We start from the raw sequence: 3,469 nt of genomic DNA, 5'->3' as shown, positions 1-3,469 counted from the left end.
TCGGTCCGGTGGCAGACCTACAGATTAATCCCGAGAACCGCTGCCTGGAAGGGCGCACCTTCGGCAGCAACCCGGCGCGGGTGATTCCCTTCATCGAAAAAGCTATAAAGATTGCCAGTCGCGCCGGCATACTCTCCTGCCTGAAACATTTTCCCGGCTTCGGCGCCGCCGCCAATGACCCCCATCAGGAAATTGCCGTCGCCGACTACGATGAACAGACCTTTCTCAATCGCGAGTCGCTTACCTTCAAAGCCGGAATCGGCGCCGGCGCCGATATGGTAATGACCACTCATCTTCTGACACCCGGCATCGATGAACATCCTGCCACAGTTTCTGAACGGATAGTCCAGAAACTTTTGAGAGAACGGCTCGGTTTTGACGGTATTGTCATTACCGATGACCTGCTGATGCTCGGCGCCGGTGAAATAGGGGAGGTCGGCGAACGGGCCCTCAAAGCCTTTCTTGCCGGCCACGACATTCTTCTTTTCGGCCGCGATTTTCGTGCCGCCCGCGCCGCGCTTCATTATATTAAAGCCGCCTATAAAAAAGGACTGATAGATGACGACCGTCTGGAGGCATCGCTGGATAGAATATCCGGCATCAAGTCCAAACTGGCGGCGCCGGTAATATAAGAAATAATGGCACTCGCTCAATTACTCACGAAGAAGCGGCTGATTCTGGTCGGCCTTAACTCGGGAACATCTGCCGACGGGCTTGACCTTGCCGCGATAGCGGTGACGTTCTCCGGCAGGAAACCGGAGGCGCGATTCCTTTCCGGCAAGACTGTCCCATACCCGCCCGCTCTTTCGAGGGAGATACAGCCCGCTATCGAGGGGCGCTTGCTCACGATTGACAAACTGGCGCTTCTTGACCGCAAGCTTGGGCTGTTTTTTGGAACGGAAACCGCCCGTTTCTGCGCGGCGCTTCGCCGCCGCCATCTCGCACCGCATCTGGTCGGCTCGCACGGGCAGACTATTCGCCACCTTCCCGGAAAATTAAAAATCTATGGCAGAAATGAAAGCGCCACCGTTCAGCTGGGACATCCGGAATCAATTGCGTCTTTAACTGGCCTTCCCGTTGTCGCCGATTTTCGTCAGGCCGATATAGGCTTTGGCGGTGAGGGGGCGCCTATTACCGTTTTTCCGATGCATCTTCTATTCTCCAATCGCAAAGAAAACCGTCTTCTGGTCAACATCGGCGGTATCGCCAATTATTTTTTCTTTCTGGCCGGTTCTTCTGCGGACCAGGCTGTCGCTCGCGATTGCGGTCCCGGCAACAGTCTGCTCGACCTGGCGGCCACCCGGTTTATCGGGAAAAAGTATGACCGTGATGGAAAAATGGCGGCAAAAGGTAAAATCTCCCTCCGACTTCTGACCCTGCTTCTCTCTGATAATTATCTGAAAGGGAAATACGGCAACTCCACCGGCCGGGAACGATTCGGAGCGGCTTTCCTCGACAAGGCGATTCGGTACGCGAAATCACTGGGATTGAGCCGTCAGGATATTATGGCGACTCTGGTCGAACTGACCGCTTATGTCATAGCCCGCGAAGTGCGAACTTATCTGGAAAGTTATCAGATTCCCCGCATCTATCTCTTCGGCGGCGGACTGAAAAACCGATTCCTGGTGGAACGGCTTAAAAGCAATCTCTTCACGACTGAAATATTATCGGTCAAGATTTTGGGCGCAGAGCCTGATTATCTGGAAGCGGAATGTTATGCCCTGATGGCGGCTCTGGCAATTAAAGAGGTCGCCGTCGGTTTGCCGCATATTACCGGCGCCCGCAAAAAAACGATAGCGGGAAGAATCATAAGATACTGATATTATCGTCTGCAGCGATATGAAAACCAAGAACTTCATAAAGAACCTAATGCTCCCGGGATATTTCTGGCGCATTCTGGGCGGCGCCATTCTTACCCTGATTATCTGGGGATGCGGCGCGGTGCCGCAACTCAAAGAGGGGACCGAGGCGATTCATGTCCGGCTTCCCTTTGTCAGGGTCCTTCTGGAAAACAGCGCTCAGGAGATTGAAGTTGCCAGCAATGGCTCATTCGCGCTGGAATGCCGTCGCGGGGGGCGCAATACGGTCTATTATTCCTCGCAATCGCTTACCGTCACCCAGGACCGGGGGTTGCTCATCGTTCGCACCAGGAAAGGGATGCTGGGAGAGCGGTTTGAGGAAATCCTCGTGTCGCCCCGCGGGGGAAGAAACTTCCTCGAATATAATAATCGCCGCTACCGCGGGCTGTTTCGGATTTTCCCGAGCGGGATGAATCTTCGCCTGGTGAATATAGTCTATATGGAAGACTATCTCAAAGGGGTGGTCCCTCCGGAAATCGGAAAGGTAACGGAAGAGGATTTTGAAGCTATCAAGGCGCAGGCGGTCGCGGCGAGAACCTACTCGCTGCGGTATCTTTCGCAGTATCCTAACGAGCCGTATGACCTCAAATCGGACGTCGCCGACCAACTGTACGAAGGGGTCGAAGCCGAAGTTCCGCTTATATCAAAAGCGGTGGAGGAGACCCGCGGTTATGTTATCAAGTTCGAGGACTCTCTCATCAATGCTTACTACCATTCCACCTGCGGCGGATATACCGACGACATCGACGAGGTCTGGGATAAACCGTCAGCGCCATATCTGCGCGCCGTTAATGACAGCGGCGCCTGTCAATGGTCCAAATATTTCCGCTGGCAGGAATCATTCACTTCGGAGCAACTGAAGATGCGACTGGAGCAGTACCTCTCGGCTGACCGGGGGAAAGATATCGAAATCGGGGAAATTACCGGTATTGAAATAGTTGAGCGGACCGCCGGCGGAAGAGTTTTTGATATTTTGGTCAAGACCGATAGCCGCGATTATCGTTTTGGCAAAGACAGGGTCCGCTGGGTCTTTAAGCGGGCTTCTAACCCGGCATTGATTCTGCAGTCAGCACGATTCGATGTAAATCCTCAGTACAACTCCGCCGGAAAATTGATTGGGGTTGACTTTGAAGGGGGCGGTTACGGTCATGGGGTCGGGATGTGCCAGTGCGGCGCCCTCGGAATGGCACGCGCCGGCAAGAAATTCGACCAGATTCTGATGACCTATTACCGGCATACCAAACTGGTCAAATTATATTGATACATTATTAGTCTCACCGGCACAATCTTACGTCTGAATCTCTGACGGACGACAACATCCCTTTTTCATTTTCAGTCAGGTTGAAATTTCCTGCTGCCTTTGTTATTTTTACTCCGTGAATCGGGACGAATCTAAGAAGGCAGCTATTGTCAATTCCCGCCAGGCGCTCCGTCCCGGCGGCGATGACCTCTGGATAGTCAGAAGCAGGGAGGCTGTTGCCGACGCTGTCGGCCGCAATCATACCATTGTTGCCTCGGTCGGAATGAACGCCTGGGAGATTCCTCTCTATTTCGCATCACGCTCCGGAGCGCGACTGGAACTGGTTGTGCCGGTAATTCGGGATGATGAG

General features: G+C 53.6%; 4 protein-coding genes. All 4 read left to right on the top strand.

Annotated elements, in window-relative coordinates:
* The coding region (locus AB1690_01665; GenBank protein MEW6014007.1) for a glycoside hydrolase family 3 N-terminal domain-containing protein at window positions 1-632 on the top strand (632 nt) is incomplete at its 5' end.
* 6 nt (window positions 633-638) lie between these two features.
* On the top strand, window positions 639-1,820 hold the full coding sequence (locus tag AB1690_01660) for an anhydro-N-acetylmuramic acid kinase (GenBank protein ID MEW6014006.1): 1,182 nt from the start codon (window positions 639-641) through the stop codon (window positions 1,818-1,820).
* 19 nt (window positions 1,821-1,839) lie between these two features.
* Entirely contained in the window at window positions 1,840-3,120 is a 1,281-nt protein-coding gene (locus tag AB1690_01655; GenBank protein ID MEW6014005.1) for a SpoIID/LytB domain-containing protein, read from the top strand.
* Between the two features lie 115 nt (window positions 3,121-3,235).
* Window positions 3,236-3,469 (top strand): hypothetical protein (locus AB1690_01650; GenBank protein ID MEW6014004.1); only part of this gene is annotated, 234 nt, incomplete at its 3' end.

The sequence above is a fragment of the Candidatus Zixiibacteriota bacterium genome, from assembly GCA_040753495.1.
GTDB lineage: Bacteria > Zixibacteria > MSB-5A5 > GN15 > PGXB01 > DYGG01.
The sequence above is the reverse complement of the archived record's forward strand: the minus strand, read 5'-3'. Positions and strand labels throughout refer to the sequence as shown.

Excerpts from the sequence above, each read along its gene's own strand:
- AB1690_01660 (MEW6014006.1), top strand. The coding sequence starts at position 639 with ATGGCACTCGCTCAATTACTCACGAAGAAGCGGCTGATTCTGGTCGGC.
- AB1690_01655 (MEW6014005.1), top strand. The coding sequence starts at position 1,840 with ATGAAAACCAAGAACTTCATAAAGAACCTAATGCTCCCGGGATATTTC.